15 protein-coding genes are annotated in these 16,694 nt (G+C 63.9%); 5 read left to right on the top strand and 10 right to left on the bottom strand.

The features are described from left to right. The first annotated feature begins 16 nt into the window (after positions 1–16). Positions 17–1,030, top strand: a complete 1,014-nt coding sequence (locus AXW84_RS07490) for an IS701 family transposase (RefSeq protein WP_068230834.1) — start codon at positions 17–19, stop codon at positions 1,028–1,030. A 3-nt stretch (positions 1,031–1,033) separates the two neighbouring features. On the opposite strand, the gene AXW84_RS07485 is transcribed toward AXW84_RS07490, so the two are convergent. The 3 genes from AXW84_RS07485 to AXW84_RS07475 all read right to left on the bottom strand — a co-directional run bounded on the left by AXW84_RS07485 (position 1,034) and on the right by AXW84_RS07475 (position 4,355). Then, on the bottom strand, positions 1,034–1,456 hold the full coding sequence (locus tag AXW84_RS07485) for an alpha/beta hydrolase-fold protein (RefSeq protein WP_157886876.1): 423 nt from the start codon (positions 1,454–1,456) through the stop codon (positions 1,034–1,036). Positions 1,457–1,872: 416 nt separating this feature from the next. After that, positions 1,873–3,234 (bottom strand): cobyrinate a,c-diamide synthase, encoded by a 1,362-nt coding sequence (locus tag AXW84_RS07480; RefSeq protein ID WP_068239039.1) that lies wholly within the window; start codon positions 3,232–3,234, stop codon positions 1,873–1,875. A gap of 107 nt (positions 3,235–3,341) precedes the next feature. Beyond that, on the bottom strand, positions 3,342–4,355 hold the full coding sequence (locus tag AXW84_RS07475) for an IS701 family transposase (RefSeq protein ID WP_068230834.1): 1,014 nt from the start codon (positions 4,353–4,355) through the stop codon (positions 3,342–3,344). A gap of 55 nt (positions 4,356–4,410) precedes the next feature. Here AXW84_RS07475 and AXW84_RS07470 point away from each other — a divergent pair, with 55 nt between their 5' ends. Further along, positions 4,411–5,115 carry an alpha/beta hydrolase gene (locus tag AXW84_RS07470; protein ID WP_082773760.1) on the top strand — a complete coding sequence of 235 codons (705 nt, stop codon included), beginning with the start codon at positions 4,411–4,413 and terminating at the stop codon, positions 5,113–5,115. Positions 5,116–5,391: 276 nt separating this feature from the next. On the opposite strand, the gene cbiB is transcribed toward AXW84_RS07470, so the two are convergent. The 3 genes from cbiB to AXW84_RS07455 form a co-directional block, all read right to left on the bottom strand. Further along, positions 5,392–6,339, bottom strand: a complete 948-nt coding sequence (cbiB, locus tag AXW84_RS07465) for an adenosylcobinamide-phosphate synthase CbiB (protein WP_068230829.1) — start codon at positions 6,337–6,339, stop codon at positions 5,392–5,394. Next, positions 6,318–7,346: a pyridoxal phosphate-dependent aminotransferase gene (locus AXW84_RS07460; protein ID WP_068230826.1), complete on the bottom strand. Its 1,029-nt coding sequence runs from the start codon at positions 7,344–7,346 to the stop codon at positions 6,318–6,320. The genes cbiB and AXW84_RS07460 overlap by 22 nt, the downstream gene beginning before the upstream one ends. A gap of 187 nt (positions 7,347–7,533) precedes the next feature. Next, entirely contained in the window at positions 7,534–9,006 is a 1,473-nt protein-coding gene (locus AXW84_RS07455) for a cobyric acid synthase (RefSeq protein ID WP_068230821.1), read from the bottom strand. Positions 9,007–9,158: 152 nt separating this feature from the next. Between AXW84_RS07455 and AXW84_RS07450 the strand changes: the two genes are divergently transcribed. Next, positions 9,159–10,946 carry a chloride channel protein gene (locus tag AXW84_RS07450; RefSeq protein WP_068230817.1) on the top strand — a complete coding sequence of 596 codons (1,788 nt, stop codon included), beginning with the start codon at positions 9,159–9,161 and terminating at the stop codon, positions 10,944–10,946. 96 nt (positions 10,947–11,042) lie between these two features. Here the strand turns inward: AXW84_RS07450 and AXW84_RS07445 are convergent, their stop codons facing one another. Further along, positions 11,043–12,041: a cation:proton antiporter domain-containing protein gene (locus AXW84_RS07445; RefSeq protein WP_157886875.1), complete on the bottom strand. Its 999-nt coding sequence runs from the start codon at positions 12,039–12,041 to the stop codon at positions 11,043–11,045. Positions 12,042–12,053: 12 nt separating this feature from the next. Next, positions 12,054–12,233, bottom strand: coding sequence for a hypothetical protein (locus AXW84_RS23925; RefSeq protein ID WP_068230810.1), 180 nt, complete (start codon positions 12,231–12,233; stop codon positions 12,054–12,056). Between the two features lie 94 nt (positions 12,234–12,327). Between AXW84_RS23925 and AXW84_RS07435 the strand changes: the two genes are divergently transcribed. Then, entirely contained in the window at positions 12,328–13,572 is a 1,245-nt protein-coding gene (locus AXW84_RS07435) for an NAD(P)/FAD-dependent oxidoreductase (RefSeq protein ID WP_068230807.1), read from the top strand. Between the two features lie 132 nt (positions 13,573–13,704). Here AXW84_RS07435 and AXW84_RS07430 read toward each other — a convergent pair whose 3' ends face one another. Further along, positions 13,705–14,337 (bottom strand): DUF6624 domain-containing protein, encoded by a 633-nt coding sequence (locus AXW84_RS07430; RefSeq protein ID WP_068230804.1) that lies wholly within the window; start codon positions 14,335–14,337, stop codon positions 13,705–13,707. Positions 14,338–14,757: 420 nt separating this feature from the next. Then, on the bottom strand, positions 14,758–15,018 hold the full coding sequence (locus AXW84_RS07425; RefSeq protein ID WP_068230801.1) for a hypothetical protein: 261 nt from the start codon (positions 15,016–15,018) through the stop codon (positions 14,758–14,760). Positions 15,019–15,206: 188 nt separating this feature from the next. On the opposite strand from AXW84_RS07425, the gene AXW84_RS07420 reads away from it, so the two are divergent. After that, positions 15,207–16,658 (top strand): diadenylate cyclase, encoded by a 1,452-nt coding sequence (locus AXW84_RS07420; RefSeq protein WP_068230798.1) that lies wholly within the window; start codon positions 15,207–15,209, stop codon positions 16,656–16,658. Positions 16,659–16,694: the final 36 nt, after the last annotated feature.

Here is a 16,694-nt window from a genome sequence, read left to right as displayed (position 1 = left end):
GGTAAACCCATGAGCCATGCTGACCCAAGCAAAGCACATTGATTATCTGCTCAGTACACCCCGCAACTACACGTGCACGCACCTGGCGGCGCATCTGCCGGGCGTGAGCCACGACGAGGTGAACCGATTTTTGCGCAACAGCGCCTTTTCCGCCAACCAGTTGCGGGCCCTGGTGCTGCCACTGCTGCGTGATTCGCCAGAGGCTTTTTTGCTGGTCGACGACAGCGTCCAGGACAAGCGCTACAGTCGCTTCATCGAAGTGGCCAAGCGGCAGTACTCCGGCACCGTGCACGGCCCGGTCACGGGCATCGGCTTGGTCAAGCTGGTACACAGCAGCGGCGAAAGCGGCGACTTTTTGCCCTTGGATTTCCGCGTCTACGCCCCGGACGCCGACGGGCTGACCAAGAACGAGCACTTCCAAGCCATGTTTGCGCAGGTCGTGGCCGAGGACAAGCTGCTGGCGCGCACGGTCTTATTCGACTCCTGGTATGCGGCCAGCGCGAATTTGAAGCAGATTCACCGGGCCGGTTGGACGTTTTTCACTACTCTGAAAAGCAACCGCTTGGTGAGCCTGAGCAAAGAAAGCGGCTACCAGGGCCTGGACACGCTCGAACCGCCGGCCAGCGGCTGGAGCCAGGGCGTGGAAGTGCGGCTGCAACAAGTGCCCTTTGCGGTAAAACTCTTCAAGCTGGTTGCCACGGACGGCAGCATTGCATGGGTTGTTACCAACCACTTGGCCGCCCACCTGAGCCGCGAAATGGTCATTGAAGCCGTGCAGCGGCGCTGGCAGGCGGAGGAATTCCACCGCAGCTTCAAACAGCTCACCGGCTCCGAAAAATGCCAGTGCCGCAAGGCCAGCGCCCAGCGCAACCACCTCACTTGCTGCTACCTGGCCTGGGTGTCGCTGCGCCAGCACGCCCGTGCCATCGGCCAAACCATTTACCAAGCCCATCAGCAGCCCTGGTCGGCGTTTCTGCGCCAACAGCTCCAAAATCCTCCTTTCCCTGTAATACTGCCCCTTCCTGCGTAAGCCCTATTCTAAAAAGACGGTGAAATTTTCGCCGCCGCCAGAGGCTTTGGGCACAAAGGCGGGCATGTCGTCCGTGGTCGAGGCAGACGGGGTCAGGTCGCGGGTGCGGTTGGTGTTGGGAATGCCGACCACAATCATTTCCGGGCATACAGAATTCGGGAATCCGCTCAGCTTTTGGATGACGCCCGTCGTGGTCGTAAACCACGCATCACCGTCGAGCAGGTACACCACCGGGTAGCGCTGCGGGGCATAAACCGAGGCAGCGGCACCGTCCGGCACGTACACCCAGAGCTTGCGCTTTTCTTTGAGCACGTCCGACATGAGGCTGTCGACGCGACCGATGACGATGGCGTTGTTTTTAACCGTTTGGGCCTGAGCTAGCGCGGAGCCGACCATTAAGCACAGCAGGAGGAGAAGTAACTTCATGAGGAAAAGGATGGATTTAATCGCCTAAATGTATAAGAATATCCCGGATTATGCATGCTTCGCTCGGTAATAGCCGACGGTCAATTGAACGTTTCTTTTCCTAAACAGCAGAAATTAATCGATACCTGGTGCCCAGGTGCTCACTACGGTGCGATAGGAGTTTAAGAAACCCGTCCACGATTCAACGTTTGCGAAATAGCTTAAAGAGATGAGTTTCGTAAACGCCCAAAATGGAGCCTAGTCCCTCGCCAAAGTACCACGCTCAAGCAGCAGGGCGGTGGGGAAGAAAATCGCCACTTTTCCAAGATATATCCGCGAAGTAATCTGCTGTTAAGCGTTCTTAAAAAATTGCTGATTATCAAATTATTATAAGGAATAACTTTGGCCGTTCAATTTAAAATTAGTCAGCCAATTTATCATCTATCTGCAGCGCTGCTACTATCCTTAACTTCCAGCAGCCGCTCGATAAACGCCGAATCCTCGCCCCAGTACAGGTGCACGTAGGAGGCACACACGTTGCCCTGGCGGTAGAGCTGCGCCGGTACGGGCGCGCCCTTGGCGCTGGTGATGCGGGCGGGCTCGTGTCTCAGGCCGTGGTCATTTAAAACGGAGTAGTGGAACTCGTGGCCTTTGATGGTCAGGCTGTTCCACTCAACGGCGCGGTAGCCCAGGGTCATTTTGGCGTTTTCCATTGAGGTAGCGCAGGGCAGGGCCCCCACCATCGCAAAGGCCTGGCCCGCGGCAGCGGTGATGCGCTGGCCCAGGTACATGAGGCCGCCGCACTCGGCATAGGCCGCGCCGCCGCCGGCGCAGTAGGCTGCGATGCTGGCGCGCATGGCGGCGTTGGCGTGCAGGGCCCCGGCGAATAGCTCGGGGTAGCCGCCGGGCAGGTACAGAAAATCGGTGCCGGCGGGCAGGGCCCCATCGGCCAGCGGACTGAAATAGTTGACGTCGCCGAGTTGCTCCAGCGCCGCCAGATTCTGGTGGTAAGTGAAGGTGAAGGCCGCGTCGCGGGCCACGGCGATGCGGCGCCGTTCGGGGGCCCTAATGCCGGGTGGGGTGGGGGCCCCGGGCGCCGGCGCGGCGGTGCGCGTCAGGGCCAGCAGGCGGTCCACGTCCACGGTGGCGGGGAGGGCGTCGGCCAGGGCTTCCACGATGGCTTCGTGCTGAATTTCGGCGTCGATGGACAGGCCCAGGTGGCGCGAGGGGATGGCAAAGGCGGGGTTCTGGGGCAGGTAGCCCAGGGCTTCCACGCCCACGTCGGCGCAGGCTTCGCGCAGGAATTGGTAGTGCGAGGCGGTGTTCACGAAGTTGAACAGGGCCCCCACCAGCCGGATGCCGGGGTAGAAGTTCTTGAAGCCGAACAGCAGCGGCGCCACCGAGTAAGCCATGGCGCGCGCATCAACCACCAGAATAACCGGAATATTCAGCAGCTCGGCCACCGCGGCGGCGCTGCCCGCCATGCGGTCGGCCCCGTCGAAGAGGCCCATCACGCCCTCCACCACGGCCGCGTCGGCGGGGGCTAGGTAGCGGGCGTAGGTGGCCTGCGCGTGCGCCGCCGAGGCCATGAACAAGTCGAGGTTGAGGCTGGGGCGGCCGGCGGCTTGGGTGTGGTGGTGAGTATCGAGGTAGTCGGGCCCGCACTTGAAGGGCTGGACGGCCCAGCCGCGCCGGGCCAGCACCCGCAGCAGGCCCAGCGTGAGGGTGGTTTTGCCGCTGCCGCTGCTGGGCGCGGCAATCAGGAACTGCGGTTTTTCGGAGGCGGCGAAATCGGGCACGGTGGGTACTTTTGGCGGGATAATGCTGTTTGGAAACGTCGCCGAATAAATTATCAAGTGGAATTTACTAGCCGATGCGGGTCTGTATGATTTGAATTTTATAGGGCTTACGCAGGAAGGGGCAGTATTACAGGGAAAGGAGGATTTTGGAGCTGTTGGCGCAGAAACGCCGACCAGGGCTGCTGATGGGCTTGGTAAATGGTTTGGCCGATGGCACGGGCGTGCTGGCGCAGCGACACCCAGGCCAGGTAGCAGCAAGTGAGGTGGTTGCGCTGGGCGCTGGCCTTGCGGCACTGGCATTTTTCGGAGCCGGTGAGCTGTTTGAAGCTGCGGTGGAATTCCTCCGCCTGCCAGCGCCGCTGCACGGCTTCAATGACCATTTCGCGGCTCAGGTGGGCGGCCAAGTGGTTGGTAACAACCCATGCAATGCTGCCGTCCGTGGCAACCAGCTTGAAGAGTTTTACCGCAAAGGGCACTTGTTGCAGCCGCACTTCCACGCCCTGGCTCCAGCCGCTGGCCGGCGGTTCGAGCGTGTCCAGGCCCTGGTAGCCGCTTTCTTTGCTCAGGCTCACCAAGCGGTTGCTTTTCAGAGTAGTGAAAAACGTCCAACCGGCCCGGTGAATCTGCTTCAAATTCGCGCTGGCCGCATACCAGGAGTCGAATAAGACCGTGCGCGCCAGCAGCTTGTCCTCGGCCACGACCTGCGCAAACATGGCTTGGAAGTGCTCGTTCTTGGTCAGCCCGTCGGCGTCCGGGGCGTAGACGCGGAAATCCAAGGGCAAAAAGTCGCCGCTTTCGCCGCTGCTGTGTACCAGCTTGACCAAGCCGATGCCCGTGACCGGGCCGTGCACGGTGCCGGAGTACTGCCGCTTGGCCACTTCGATGAAGCGACTGTAGCGCTTGTCCTGGACGCTGTCGTCGACCAGCAAAAAAGCCTCTGGCGAATCACGCAGCAGTGGCAGCACCAGGGCCCGCAACTGGTTGGCGGAAAAGGCGCTGTTGCGCAAAAATCGGTTCACCTCGTCGTGGCTCACGCCCGGCAGATGCGCCGCCAGGTGCGTGCACGTGTAGTTGCGGGGTGTACTGAGCAGATAATCAATGTGCTTTGCTTGGGTCAGCATGGCTCATGGGTTTACCTCAAAGTAGCACCTTTGCGTAAGTCCTGTAGAAAAAGAGCTGATTCCTTACATCGATGCGCACTACCCCACCACTCCCCACCGCACGCTTATCGGGCATTCGTTTGGCGGGCTGCTGGTGATGAATACGCTGGTCCATCATCCCAGCCTGTTCGACAACTACGTAGCCATCGACCCCAGCATGTTTTGGGACCAGGAAAAGCTGCTCAAGCAAGCCCACGAGGCGCTGGCCCAGCCCCAATTTGCTGGCCGGTCATTGTTCGTGGCCTCGGCCAACTCCACCGGCCAGGATTCCCTGCAGGTGCTCAAGAATACATCGAGCGGCGGCGCTTTTACCCGCTCTAAGTGGAAGCTGCGCGACGAGCTGGCCCGCAACCGCAGCAACGGGCTCCGCTCGGCGTACCGATACTACCCCGCCGACACGCACAACACCGTGCCGCTGCCGGCCACCTACGACGCGCTGCACTTCTTGTTTCCGGGCTACGCGCTTTCGCCAGCGCTCACCAACGACCTGTCGGACACGGCCTCTAAGGTCGACCAGGCGGCCCTCTTGGAGGCGCATTACCGGCAGATATCAGCCCAGACTGGCTATCCGGTGCTGCCGCCGGAAGTTACGGTCAATGGCATGGCCTACTACATGATGCTCAAGGGGCAAGCCGCGCGGTCCCTGGCCCTGTTTCAACTCAATGCACGCAACTACCCCACCAGCTTTAACGTCCACGACAGCCTCGGCGACTACTACTAGGCTCAGGGCAAGCCGGCCCTGGCCATGGCCGCCTACACAAAGGCCTTGAAGCTGAAGGAATATCCGGAAACCCGCCAGAAGCTGACGAAGCTTCAGGCGAAAAAGTAGCGGCCAACCGGGGAGGCATGGGAGGTATACGAAGCTCCGCGGGTTCAGCCAGACGGTGATTTAAGTTTGGTGATAAGTCTTGTACGTACTGCAAACGGTGAATTACAGAACTCAAAAAAATAGCCAAGCAGAAATGCCGCTTTAGGGTCCTCTACCTACTGCCAAAGCCTACTCCCTACCTCGCCACCCCCACAGCCAGCCCACGATGCCCGCCACTACGGCGGCGCACACGGCGTGGTTGAGGCGGGCGACGCGGTTGATTTCGTGGGGCCCGATGGGGCGCGGGTTCTCGCCGATGTAAGGCTTGGGCACGAGCTGGCCGTGGTAGTAGTTGGGGCCCCCGAAGCGGCAGTTCAGCACGCCGGCCAGGGCGGCTTCGGGGTAGCCGGCGTTGGGGCTTTTGTGGCGGTGGCCGTATTGGAAGATGAACCGGAAGCTGCGCCGGCTGCCACCCAGGGCCCCCAGCAGCGCGGCCGTGAGGCGGGCGGGCACGAGGTTGGCCGCGTCGTCGAGGCGGGCGGCAAACTTACCAAACTGCTCGTAGCGCGGGCTGCGGTAGCCCACCATCGAGTCGAGGGTGTTCACCATTTTGTAGGCCATCAGGCCGGGCACGCCGGCCAGGGCGTAGGCCAGCAGCGGGGCCACCACGCCGTCGCTCAGGTTTTCGGCCAGGCTTTCGAGCACCGCGGTGCGGATTTGCTGGGCGTCGAGCCGGGCCGTGTCGCGCCCCACAATGCGCGCCAGCTGGCGGCGGCCGGCTTCCAGGCCGTCCCGCTCCAGCACCTCAAACACCGCCCGGCCCTCGCGTACCAGGCCCGTATTGGCCAGGCCGTAGAACACCCAAGCGCTGTTAGCCGCCAGGCCCACGGCGGGCGGCAGGCGCTGCAACGCCTTGTCCAGCAGCCAAAACGCGCCAAACGTGCCCCCCACTAGTCCGCCGGCCAGCGCCGCACCCTTGGCGAAGCGCTGGGGCCCCTGGTTCAGGCGGCGTTCGCCGGCGGCGATGAGGGCCCCGTAGGTGCGCACGGGGTGGGGCCAGCCCTCGGGGTCGGCCAGCAGCAGGTCGAGGGCGTAGCCGGCGAGCAGCGGCGCGGCTAGGCGCGGGAAGCGGTCCATTCGGCGAGGGCGTTGACGAGCAGCTGGTTATCGGCCGGGCGGCGGGTGCACAGCCGGAAGTGGGCCGGCGTGAGGCCCCGGAAATTGGCCGCGTCGCGGATGAGCAGGCCGTGCCGCTCCAGCAGCCCGCGCTTCAGGGCGGCGGCGGTGCCGTGGCGCAGGGCCCCCAGGAAATAGTGCGTGTGGCTGGGGAAGATTTCCAGGCCCGGGTTTTCGGCCAGCTGGGCGGCGAAGGCGGCGCGGTCGGCCAGCAGCCGGGCGGTGGGCGGCTGCACGTCGGCGAAGTGCTCGAAGATGAAGTGGCCGGCGGCGGCGGCCAGCGCGTTCACCGTCCAGGGGGCCCTGGCCCGGGTGAGCCGGGCAATGAGGGGCGCCGACGCCACCACGTAGCCCAGGCGCAGCCCGGGAATGGCGTAGGCCTTGGTCATCGAGCGCATAATCAGCAGGTTATCAAACCGCGCCAGCAACGGCACCGCCGTTTCGGCGCTGGCAGTGAACTCAATAAACGCCTCGTCGAGCGCGAACACCGTGCGCGGGTTATTGGCCAGCAGGGTTTCCAGCACGTGGGGCCCCAGCACGCTGCCGGTGGGATTATTGGGGCTGCACACAAACACCAAATCGCTGTTTATCAGCGTATCCGCGCGCAGGTCGTCCCAGGCCAGGAAGTCCTGCTGGTGGTCGTGCAGCCGGCCGGCGTCTTCGTACTCGGCAAAGGCGGGCGTGACGACCGTGCTGCGCCGCCGGGCCCAGGCCTGCGCCACGAGGTAGATGGTTTCGGTAGTGCCGCTGCTCATCAGCACCTGGCCCGGGGCCACGCCGTGGTGCGCCGCGGCCCGCGCGGCCAGGCTCTCAGCCAGCACCTCGGGGTAGCGGTTCACGCGGGGCCACTGGCTGAACACGTACTCCTTCAGGCCCGCCGGCTCGCCGCCGTACCATATGTTGGAGCTGAAATCCGCTACGATGTCGGAAGTTTGACGGTAGCCGTCGTCGCCGTGGCCGTGCAGCATGAGGATGAAGAGTTTATGAATATCTGTGGTATATCAGAACGTCATGCTAAGCGCAACGAAGTGGAGCCGAAGCATCCCTACTACTCCACTAATCATGGTTTACTGCCGTGGTAGAGATGCTTCGGCTGCGCGGACGCCAGATGAGCATGACGTTCTTTTCTGGTCGTTGGGCAAACCCGTTGCGGGCTTACATCTGCAACGCTTGGTAAATCTGCGCCATGTCTACGTTTTCGCGGATGAGGGCGGCCAGGCGGTCGTACTGCTGATTCTTAAAAGCCGCAAAATCGATGGGCGCGGGGGCGGCTTCGACGGTGTGGGGCCCCAGCAGCGCGTCGATGACGGCCGGGTTGTCGAGGATGCCGTGCAGGTAGGTGCCCCAGCAGCGCGGGCCGGCGTAGTAACCGTCGGGCGTGCCGTCGGCCAGGGTGGCCACGGGCTGCGGGGGCCCCTCGGCCACGGTGCGGCCCATGTGGATTTCGTAGCCCTGGCAGTCGGCTGCGCCGCCTTCCAAAAACGCAAACCGGCGCTGCTGGGTGGTTTTTTCGCCTTCCAGCACGGTGCGCATGGGCAGCAGGCCCAGGCCGGCGGTGGCGGCCACGCGGCTCTCCACGCCGGCGGGGTCTTCCACCGAGCGGCCCAGCATCTGGTAGCCGCCGCAGATGCCGACCACGGTTTTGCCGGCGCGGTGGGCCTGCACGATGGCGGCGGCCAGGCCGTTGTTTTTCAGGGCGATGAGGTCGTCAATCGTGTTTTTGCTGCCGGGCAAAATGATAACGTCGGCGGCCAGGATTTCGGCCGCGTCGTGGGTGTAGAACAGGTGCGCCCGCGGGTCGTGGCCCAGGGCGTCGAAGTCGGTGAAGTTCGACATGCGGCCCAGCAGCACCACGGCCACCTGCACCCGGCCGGGGGCCCCGGGGCCCCGCTGCTTGCGGGCCAGCGCCACAGAGTCTTCCTCCTCCACAAAAATATCGCGGAAGTACGGCAGCACGCCCACCACCGGTACGCCGGTCAGGTCTTGCAGCTGCCGGCGTCCGTCTTCAAACAGCCGCGCATCGCCCCGGAACTTGTTGATGATAATGCCCTTAATGCACGCCTTCTCCTCCGGCTCCAGCAAAGCCAGCGTGCCGTACACGCTCCCAAATACGCCGCCCTTGTCGATGTCGGCAATCAGGTACGTGGCGGCGCCGGCGTGCCGGGCCATGCGCAGGTTGGTGATGTCGCGGGCCTTCAGGTTCAGCTCCGAAATGCTGCCGGCCCCTTCCAGCACCACCGGCGCGTGGCGGGCGGCCAGCCGGTCGTAGGCCGCGGTGGCGGCCTCAAACAGGGCGTGGCGGTCGGTGGTGCGGAAATACTCGTGGGCCGACTGCGTGCCAACGGGCCGGCCGTTGACTACTACCTGCGCGGCCTGGTCGGAGGTAGGCTTGAGCAGCACGGGGTTCATGTCGACGTGGCACGGGATGCCGGCGGCCTCGGCCTGCACGGCCTGGGCCCGGCCAATTTCGAGGCCCTCGGGCGTGGCGTAGCTGTTCAGGCTCATATTCTGAGCCTTGAACGGGGCGGGGCGGTGGCCGTCTTGCAAAAAGATGCGGCAAAAACCGGCGGTGATAACGCTCTTGCCCACGTCGGACGCGGTGCCGACGAACATGATGGAACGGAGCATGGGGCAGCAAAAAAGAAGGACGGGGGCCCAAAAGTATTCCCAGATTGCCGGCAAATGCCAGCAACACCCCGCCCGAATCTGCGTTGGTAATTATGAGCTTCCGCTTAGCGGCCCCAAATTTGCGCCGCCGTCGCGCCACCAACCCCGCCGCCATGCCGACCCTGACCGTCCACCGCCTGCTGCGCCCGCTGCTGGTGTGGCGGGCCCGTCACATCAGCGAGCGGATGTACATGCTCATCCTCAGCGTGTTGGTGGGCGCGGGCGCGGGCCTGGCGGCGGTGCTCCTCAAAACCAGCGTGCGCACCGTGGCCCGGCTGCTGCAAGACGCCGTGGCCGAGCCGCAGCGGGTGTTTGCGCTGTCGCTCTACCCCATCATCGGCATCACGCTCACGGCCTTGGTTACCAAGTACTTGCTGCACGGCAACCTGGGCCGCGGCATTGCGCCCATCATCTACAACACGGCCCGCGAGGGCAGCGTGGTGCCGCGCTCCAAGCTGTACTCGCAGTTGATTACGGCCTTTCTCACGGTGAGCTTTGGGGGCTCGGCGGGCACGGAGGCCCCGATTACCGTCACGGGTTCGGCCCTGGGCTCGAACGCCGGCCGGGTGCTGCACCTGGACCGGCGGCGGCGGCGCTTGCTGACGGGGTGCGGGGCGGCGGCGGGCCTGGCGGCCATCTTCAACTCGCCCATCGCGGGGGTGCTGTTCGCGGTCGAAACCATTCTGCTGGAGCTGCCGGCGCAGTACTTCATCCCGCTGCTCATTTCCTCGGCCACGGCCACGGTGGTGTCGAAGGCGCTGTACGCGGGCCAGCCGTTCGTGCTCATCACCACGAGCTGGCCCGTGAACGCGGTGCCGTTTTACGTGCTGCTGGGCCTGTTCACGGCGTTTTTTTCGGTCTATATGATCCGGACCTACTACTGGTTCGACCGCTTGTTTGCCCGCTGGCCCGGCCTCGACTGGCGCAAGGTGCTGCTGGGCGGCACGGCGCTGGGGGCCCTCGTGTTCCTGTTTCCGACGCTCTACGGCGAGGGCTACAACACGGTGGAGCTGCTGCTGGCCGGCAAGTCGAGCCACCTCACCGACGGCAGTATTTTCTCGGTGTACCAGGACCAAAACCCCTGGCTGCTGCTGGTGCTGGTGGTGTTCAGCATGCTGCTAAAGGTGGTGGCCACGAGCATCACGGTGGGCGCGGGCGGCAACGGCGGCATGTTCGGCTCGTCGCTGTTCTCGGGGGCCCTGGCGGGGTTTTTCTTTGCTAGGTTGCTGAACATGAGCGGCTTGGTGCAGATTCCGGAAGTGCACTTTATTGTGCTGGGCATGGCCGGCACGCTGGCGGGCGTGGTGCACGCGCCGCTGACGGCTATTTTCCTCATCGCCGAAATCACGGGCGGCTACGCACTGTTTGTGCCGCTGATGGTGGTGAGCAGCTCGTCGTACCTGATTACCAAATATTTCGAGCCGTACTCGGTGTACACCAAAAAGCTCATCTACCAGGGCGTGGACGTGTACGCCAACCGCGACCAGGGCCTGCTGGCCCAGCTCGACCCGCGCAAGCTGCTCGAAACCGACTTCGTGCCGGTGCGCCCCACCACCACGCTGGGCGAGCTGGTGGACATTTTCCGGCACGCCTCGCGCAACTTGTTTCCGGTGGTGGCGGCGGGCGGGCGGCTGCTGGGCGTTATCAGCCTCGATGCGGTGCGCGACGCGCTGTTCGACGACGAACACTACGCCACCATTCTGGCCCGCGACCTGATGACCCCGCCCCTGGCCGTGGTGGGCCCCGCCGACGACTTGGAGCACACCCTGGCCCTGCTCGACCGCCACGGCGCCTATGCCCTGCCCGTGTGCGAGGAGGACGGCCGCTACCTAGGCTTCATCCTCAAATCGGCCATCCTGGCCCGCTACCGCCACCAACTCATCCACGACAGCCAAGTGTAGCGTGGACTCGCAGAGTCCGCGATGCTCGCTTCGTCCTGCCGATAATTGCCAAACGATTATTGGGCAACGCGCGGACTTGCAGCGTCCACGCTACAGTTACACCTCCCCTTCCAGCGGCACGCCTTTGGGCACGAGTTGTAGGCCCACCATCATCAGCACGCCGGTGAGGAGGATGACGAGGAACATGAGGGTTTCGCTGACTTCGCCGATGAGCAGCGGGGCCGGGATGCTGTAGAACAACAGCACCGAAATCAGGCCCTTAGGAGCGATAAACAGCTCGGGCACCAGGTCGGTGCCGGCCACGAAGCGCAGGTACAGGTAGCGAACAAAGGTGAGCACGGCCACCACCAGCAGGCCCTGCCACAGCAAGTGCCCGTTGAGCAGATTGGAGAGGTTGATGGAAAACCCGAAGGCGAGGAAGAAGAACGTGCGCACCAAAAACGCCGACTCGGCGGTGAGGCTCTTGAGCTGGCCCAGCTCGGACACCAGCTCGTTGGGGTGCAACCAGCTTTGCAGGCGGCGGCCCCGCAAGAACAGGTCGGCGTTGTTGACGGCCAGCCCGAACACCAGCACCAGCACCAACGAGGAGAGGTGCAGCTGTTTGGCCAAGCTATACATGAGCACCAAAAACGCGAACAGCAGGAAAAATTTGATGTGCCCGCGCAGCCGCGCCAGCAGAAATGCCAGCGCCGCGGTGCTCAGCACGGCCACCGCCAGCACGGCCAGAATATCGGCCCCGAACGTGACCAGCGACACGCCCTGCGCGAAGTTGTCTTGCAGGGCAAAGTTGAACAGCATGATGCCCAGGATGTCGGAAAACGTGCTTTCGTAGATAATGAACTCCTTTTTTTCAGCCGTGAGGCCGGCCACGCTGGGGATGGCCACCGCGCTGCTCACCACGGAGAGGGCCACGGCGTTGGCCAGGCAGCTCTGCCAGCCGGCGCCGGTGTAGAAGTGCAATAGCGCGGCAATGGCCGTAGAGGCCGCCACCAGAATGGCCGCCGCCGCCAGAAACGAGCGCCGCACCACGGGGCCCTTGTCGCGGGTCAGGCGCAGGTCGAGCGAGCCTTCGAGCACGATGAGGATCAGGCCCACAATGCCCAAAATCTAGAGCAGCACCGGCGGGAAGTGCACCGGCCAGTGCCAGTAGGCCGTGGCCTGCCCGAAGGCAATGCCGGCCAGCAGCAGCAGCACCGACGGCACTTTGGTGGCCTTGGCGGCGAGGTCGAACAGGTACGACAGCACCACGGCCAGGCTCAGGCCGATGAGGATGGTATAAGGACTCATGGCCGGACTTAACGGGCGGCCGCGGACGGAGGTTGGGGCCCCGGGGCGGGGCAGGCCGTAATTTTGGGCCTGGTTTCCTAAGGTTCTGGCCGTAATGGGTAGTGATGATTCTTCGTTTGTGGCCGTGGTAGGCGGCGGCCCGGCCGGCCTGCTGGCCGCCCAGCGCCTGGCCGAGGCCGGCCACCGGGTGCGCGTGTTCGAGGCCCAGGCCACGGTGGGGCGCAAGTTTCTGGTGGCCGGGCACGGCGGCTTCAACCTGAGCAATGCCGAGGCCGACGCGGTTCGCTTCGCCGCCCAGTACGGGCCCGCGGCTGGGCACTTTGGGGCCCTGCTGGCCCACTTCGGGCCCACCGAATTGCGCGCCTGGGCCGCCGACTTGGGCATCGCAACCTTCGTGGGCACCAGCGGGCGCATCTTCCCCGTGCCCGCCCACAAGCCCGCCGACGTGCTGCGCGCCTGGCTGGCCCGCCTGGGGGCCCTGGGCGTGGCGCTGCACACCCGCCACCGCTGGCTCGGCTTTGCGGGGCCCCGCGGCCTGCGCCTGCGCCGCGAGGCCACCGGCGAGGAGTTCACCGCCGAGCCCGCCGCTACGGTGCTGGCCCTGGGCGGCGCCAGCTGGGCCAAAACCGGCTCCGACGGCACCTGGGCCCCACTGCTGCGCGCCATTGGCGTGGAAGTTTTGCCCTTCGCCCCGGCCAACTGCGGGGCCGAAGTGGCATGGTCGGCTTTTTTCCGGGAGAAGGTGGGCCGCCAGCCGCTCAAAAACATTGCCCTGCGCGTGAACGAGGGCCCCGAAGTGCGCGGCGAACTGATGCTGACCGACTACGGCCTGGAGGGCACGCCCGTGTACGCCCTCACGCCGCAGGTGCGGGCGGCGCTGGCCGCCGGGGGCCCCGCCGTGCTGCACCTCCACCTGAAGCCCGACCTGCCCGCCCCCGCCCTGCTCCGCAAGCTGGGGGCCCCGCGCGGCAAGGCCTCGTGGGCCGATTTCCTCAAGAAAACCCTGCACCTGGGGCCCCCCGTCCCCACCCTGCTGCGCGAGGTGCAACCCGACGCGGCCGCGCTTGCGCCCGACGCTTTGGCGCAGCTGCTCAGCCACTTGCCGCTGCCCGTGGCCGGCCTGCGCCCGCTCGACGAGGCCATCTCCACGGCCGGCGGCGTGGCTTGGGCCGAACTCGATGAGCACCTGATGCTGCGCCGCCGCCCGGGCACCTACCTGGCCGGCGAAATGCTGGACTGGGAGGCCCCCACCGGCGGCTACCTGCTGCAAGGCTGCCTGGCCAGCGGGGCCGGCGCGGCGGCAGGCGTGCTAGGGGCCCTGGGCAGCGGCGGGTCGTGAGCTTTCCCATCGGGTTTTCAACCGAAGTACCCGAACCCGTATCACCGGTTGGGCCTTGGAGAAGGTTCGGCCTGGTTTTTACGAGTTGTGAACGGTGGTTTGCAGCTCGTAAAATCTCCAATTAGGTTATTGCTAATTAGTTACGGAGTGTGGCTTGTTCATTTCCTCATGCGCTCTATTCACCTTGTCTAAGTAGCTCTCTAACGGTTCCATCCCAATCATAGCCCGACGCTTGTTCACAGTAGTTGGGTCGCGTAGTGATTTGGGAACTGCCTTCCCAATACCAGTTCCCTCATAATTGACTTGCGTGCCATATTCTTGAGGCTGACCAGCATTTTCTGCTACTCGGTCGGTGAGATAGGCGTAGTTGATGGGGTTGATATTTTTGAGGGCTACCTGCATCAGCATCATGTGCAGCACTTGACGCTGAAATTCCGGATAGGCATCCGCATGTTGCACTAACAGCCAAAAATTAGTGGCGCTTTGCTCGCCAACCTGCTGGACGCCCGGATAGCAGTAGCGACAGAGAATTGCTTCTAAAACAGGCTGATGTCGGGCGAAAGTAGCTTTTTCCTCGGCTACCAACCGCTGCATCGTACTATCCGGCATTTGGCCCCGGCGCATCATCTCTTGCATCGGGCGTTGGTCGGCAGAGGCCAAGCTGTCCAGCGTTTTACTTAAGCCAGGGTAACACACCGACTGAGTTTGAGCGGTCGCTATCTGCGCGCTGGTAACCGCTAGCAATAGAAAGAAAAGCTGCTTCATGGTTTTAAGGAGAATACGAAAACGATAGGAATGTTAGAAGATACTTAAAGCTTGACTAACAGTGCAGTTATACGCAAAAATAAGGTAGCCCAGGCGAACCAGTGAGAGGCTGGGCATTATTGTAAGTTCAGCAAGTCTCATTAATGGAAAAGTACCACGCGGGCCGTAGCAACAAGATGGCACCGAAAACGGCACTGATTCCAAGATGGCGCTTATAAGCCTTTTTATGTTAAGCGCACTTGGTCAGCAGTGCGGGGATCATCTCCTTGCATCACCGCTCTGAACTCCACTGAATAAGGGCCTTGCCGCATTGGTTTACAACTGAATGCTCGAACAAACATGGCCAGCTTCCGCACTTGTTTTCTTGCCGGACTATCCTTTCGTCAACGCGGCGCAGGCCGTGCAGCGCACTCCCCTGCCCTACTCCTCTTTCACCACCTTCTTGGCCTGTTCGGCGTCGCGCAAAATCAGGCGTGCGTCGGCCAGCAGGCGGCGGCCGGGGTCGAGTTGCTCGCGCAGGATGAGGGCGGTGAGCAAAAAGAACGAGGCCAGCGGCAGCACCCAGCCCAGCGCAAACCAGAGCCAGAACGAGCGCCCGTAGTTATAAGCGCAGTAGCCGGTGAGGATGGGAATGAACGAAATGGCCACCACCATCACGAAGAGCATGTCGACGAAGAGCATAGGCGCGGGGATGGGGGTGGGAATGGGTCGTCGTAACCGGGGCCCTCGGGTACCCCGAAGATACGAAAAGTCCTCGGCTTTGGGCACGCCCTGGCAGTTATTTTGTCCGGCTTGCCACCGTTGACCTTTGTTTTCCGTACGCCAACGCAGCGCCGAAGCCGCCACTGCCCCGGCCCCCTTTTCTGCCCATGTGGGAACACCAAAGTTTATTCCGGGTTTCGGCCCAGTTGTTTGCCGAAGGCGTTTTTAACCTGTTGGACCGCAACCTGCGGCCGGAGGTTTTTTTGCTGGGCCTGGCCTCGGCCCGCGAGGCTGACGAACCGGCCGGCGTTGTGCTCGAACCCCAGAGCGTCCGCTATGGGGCCCACAGCTTTGCCGGTATCAAGGCCCGCGCCGCCGCCCTGGAGGCCGACGCGGGGCCCCGCGACGTGGTGTACCACCTGCACCCCAACGACCACGACCGCTACGAAAAGCAGCGCTGGTACGAACTGGTGTGCCAGGCCACCGAAAGCACCCTGCGCGCCCTCACGGCCGAGCGCAAGGAAAACCGCCACTCGTTCTGCTCGGTGCCCGTGAACTTGCAAGGCTACCTCGTGACGGTAGTACTGCAAGTGGCCGACGACTGCTACGGCAGCTACTACGCCATTCCCAAGTCGGGCGGACAGCGGCCGGCCAACTTGCTGCACGCCGCAGTGCTGGAGTTTTTGCACGACTGCACCCGGGCCCTGCGCGAGGCCGACACCGCCGACAACGAGCAGCCCGCCCTCGACCGCGACTACAACGAAGTGCTGCGCAGCGCCGGCCGCCGCCTGATGCTGCGCGCCGGCCCCGCCGGCACCCAGGGCCTGTACGACGCCTGCAACGGCGTGGCCGCCCTGCGCCACGAGGGCAGCGAGGGCGTGGGCACGCTGCTGGTGGCCCGCCGCCAGCACCCGGCCATCGTGCCGGTGCTCACCCTCGAAACGCCCGTGACCCTGCGCGACCACCGCTCCATCCGCAAGCTGCTGGAGCTGAGCGAAGACGCCACGGCCCTGGTGTCGGACGCCTCGCACGTGTTCGGGCTGGGGCAGCTGGTGAGCGAGAACGACCCGCGCTACGAGGCCCTGGTCACCGTCAATTTTACCCACCACTACAGCTGGGAAATGAGCCACGCCGGCCACGTGCTCATGCGCGTAGTGAGCAACACGCCGCGCCTGCCCCAGGGCCGCGTGGCGGCCGACAACTTCGGCCGCACGGTGCGCCGCGTGTTTCCGTCGCTCGACGCTGACAGCGTGGATTACCTCTGGGCCCTAACGGCCAGCGCCAGTACCCAGCCCACGGGTACCATCCTGGTGTTCAGCGCCGGCGCCGCCCAGGAAGCACAGCGCCTGAGCCGCCAGAGCTTCCGGGTGGCCCCGCGCATCATCACGCCCACGGTGCTGCGCTTAGTCACCAACATCGACGGGGCTGTGTTCATCGAGCCCACCGGCGTGTGCCACTCCATCGGGGCCATCCTCGACGGCCTGGCCACCGAAAAAGGCGACTCTTCGCGCGGCTCGCGCTACAACTCGGCCGTGCGCTACGTCAACAGCAGCCAGTACCCGTGCCTGGCCGTCGTCGTCAGCGAAGACGGCTGGATTGACCTACTGCCCACGCAGTAAAATCTCTGATGTGAAAATGTGCGGGATGTGGCGATG

The sequence above is a fragment of the Hymenobacter sp. PAMC 26628 genome (assembly GCF_001562275.1).
GTDB lineage: Bacteria > Bacteroidota > Bacteroidia > Cytophagales > Hymenobacteraceae > Hymenobacter.
The sequence above is the reverse complement of the archived record's forward strand: the minus strand, read 5'-3'. Positions and strand labels throughout refer to the sequence as shown.